The organism is Corynebacterium macginleyi (assembly GCF_003688935.1).
Taxonomy (GTDB): domain Bacteria; phylum Actinomycetota; class Actinomycetes; order Mycobacteriales; family Mycobacteriaceae; genus Corynebacterium; species Corynebacterium macginleyi.
Window position 1 is genome coordinate 1 of the sequence record NZ_REGE01000048.1, and the last position, 1672, is coordinate 1672.

General features: G+C 53.5%; 2 pseudogenes. One reads left to right on the top strand and one right to left on the bottom strand.

The features are described 5' to 3' along the window. Nucleotides 1–187: 187 nt before the first annotated feature. Nucleotides 188–805, bottom strand: a pseudogene (locus tag D9V82_RS11910) (helix-turn-helix domain-containing protein); the annotation flags it as partial. A gap of 713 nt (nt 806–1518) precedes the next feature. Here D9V82_RS11910 and D9V82_RS13225 point away from each other — a divergent pair. Next, nucleotides 1519–1672: pseudogene (locus D9V82_RS13225) on the top strand (IS256 family transposase); the annotation flags it as partial.

Here is a 1672-nt window from a genome sequence, read left to right on the forward strand (position 1 = left end):
GGGAGGCTTGAGCGAGCAGATCATCCAAGTAGGTTGTCGGGTCGATAGAATGTGGTGCAGCGGTCATCGTCATATGCCTTTCGGTGAGATGTGGTAGTTGAGTCGAAAGGTTAACTGACGGTGACCGTCCCACTATTTCCGGGGCCCACCATCAGCAAGCGTTACACCACACTACTGGACGCAACCGGCCGTTGTCGGTGAGTGTGGATGCCGGTGGTCCGTATTCTGCTATCAGGCGTGATAGTTCCTCGGCGACTTGTGTGCCGCTAAAGGCTGCGGCTGCGGTGATTGATAGCAGGTAGCGGGAGTGATCGTCGAGGAAGTCAAGGACTTCGATGCGGGTGGTGTCCGCTAGGTACAGGTGGGTGATGTCAGCCTGCCAGCATTCGTTGGGCATAGCTGCTTCGAAGCGGATGAAGGAGCTTTTGGGCTTCTTTTGTGGTGCTGGGGTGATGAGCCCTTCTTTTCTTAGGATGCGGCGGATTGTCGAGGTTGAAGGGACGCGTTTGCCGTCTTGTTGTAGGTGGTAGGCAATGGTTTCTGGACCTGCGTCGAGTCCGTGACGGGTGAGCTGTTTACGGATTGTGATGATGTCTTTGCGCACGGTGTCTGGCACGGCTTGGGGGTAAGTGCGTGGGGCGCGGGATTTCGGCGCGATGGCGTCTGTGCCACCGGCATCGAAGGCATGAAGGATTTGGTAAACGCGTTGGCGAGAGATACCGAATTGCTTGGCTACTTGTGATGGGCTGCGCTTTTGCCCGTGGACTGCTTTGACGATGGCGAGGTTACGGTTGGGACTGTTCATAGTGTCAAACATGTCCCGACTCACCTGTAAAACATCACCTGACACGGTAAGGGTGGGCTAAGTGTCAAGTTTGTCCCGACTCACCTGTCAAGCATCAGGACTGCCTTCGCAGGAACAGGGTGTCAAATATGTCGTGAACTCAGACACCGTCAAGGTCGCATTTTGAGCAGTACACGCTTCGGCGATACTGCTTTTTCTTTTACGCAGGCTGCTTGTTGATTCCGGGCTTAAGGGTCAAAAGTGGATGCGGACGAAATTTTGGAGTATTCCATCATGAATCGTTCGTATACGAAGGAAGAGCTACACCTGGCTATCCAGGTTTATAAACGCCCGCAATCAGTTACCAAGACAATCTGTGAGCTTGGCTATCCTGGGGCGTGGACGCTTTACAAATGACTGCGTCAACCAAGCAAACCGGGGACGGTCCCATAAGCAGGCTCGTACCTGTTGTGACCGGCTATTTGGTAGCAGTGTCGTGACTTTCTGGTAGCGCTTTAGTGAGTATCCGGTAGCAGTTCACAACGCTTGGGGCCCTGCTTCCGGTAGGCGCGCTGCCCGGGTGCGGCACGTACCGGAAGAACTTCGGTTACAACGGATTACCTCTAGTGAAAATTAGCTAGGGTGCTCGCACCACGCGATTTACTGGGCGAGCCGTGGAGAGTGTCTAATGGTTTGTGTGTAGGTTCCCAATCTACATAAGGAGATAAGCCAGAATGACTAGTGTGGCACGACGAGACCCGGCTGATAAGGCCACAATTTGATGCGATTGAAAAGAAGCTTCTTGCTAACCCTGAGATGGCGAAACTTATTGACGAGCTAGGCACGTCCACCACGGATGCCAATGATTTGGTTCGCGGTATGTTGCAA